Raw genomic sequence first — 959 nt, forward strand, 5'->3', positions numbered from 1 at the left:
ACCTTGCTAAATCTCTGCCTTCTTTGTCTTTGAAACTACCTGTAAGGATTGTTATGAGATCAATCAGAAGCCAAACAATATTAATCAATAGACCATAAATAGTGATGGTTAAAAGAAGTTGCACCACTCCTGTGCCTATCTTGCCTGTATAGAAGCGATGTGCTCCTAGAGTGCCTAAGAAAAACCAAAGCAAAAGAGTTACCATAAAACTACGCCCCTCTTGTTTGATCTTACAACCACAATGGGTGCAGATCACGGCTTTGGGATTGACTTCTTTGCCACATTCTGAACAATACATCAAAACTCCTTGAATAGATTTTTATATTTAAAGGGATACTTGAATATCCCTACTTCTCAAATGGATTACATTAGGATACTAATCAGCATCCTCTTCAGTATCCTCTCTAGTGGTATTTTGAAGGCTCTCCATATATTTTCGTGCTTTAAAAGCTTCGTATAATTTTGGATCCGCTTTATTAAAAATAATTTCAAATACTTTTTGAAAATCTTTATGTGTAGATTTTTTTAATAAAGACATTGTTTCAGCATAGACTTTATAATACAAAACAATGTCTTTTTCTATCAAAAATCGATAATGCTTTTCTACATCATCATCTAGCTTCATCGTTGATATAATTTTATAAAAATATATGATCCCAAGAACGCCAAACACCATCCAGCCAATGGCAATGATGATTGATAAAAATGTGCCGAATGCACCCAATGCTACTAGTTCCATTGATAACCTTTCTATATTTTAAAATTTAAAACTCAATTCAAGTGCAGCGAGTAGATACCCTATTTTTGGATACCTTATCAATTTTTGCTATCACTTGTCTTTCCTCACTAAAACTTAAAGCCAATACCAAGGTTGAACGCTAGGTTATTGAAAGCAATATTCCCCACTCTTGCAATATCATATAAATTGCGTGCTAAATCCCTGCGTTTATAGATTGCAT

The 959-nt window shown here is 33.9% G+C and carries 2 protein-coding genes; both read right to left on the reverse strand.

The features are described 5' to 3' along the window. Positions 1 to 298, reverse strand: a 298-nt coding sequence (locus BKH46_RS09300) for a TM2 domain-containing protein (RefSeq protein WP_143428963.1), incomplete at its 3' end; no start/stop codon positions are given. A gap of 78 nt (positions 299 to 376) precedes the next feature. Further along, on the reverse strand, positions 377 to 739 hold the full coding sequence (locus BKH46_RS09305; RefSeq protein ID WP_095226540.1) for a hypothetical protein: 363 nt from the start codon (positions 737 to 739) through the stop codon (positions 377 to 379). Positions 740 to 959 lie beyond the last annotated feature (220 nt).

Origin of the sequence: Helicobacter sp. 12S02634-8 (genome assembly GCF_002272865.1) — a bacterium.
Taxonomy (GTDB): domain Bacteria; phylum Campylobacterota; class Campylobacteria; order Campylobacterales; family Helicobacteraceae; genus Helicobacter_J.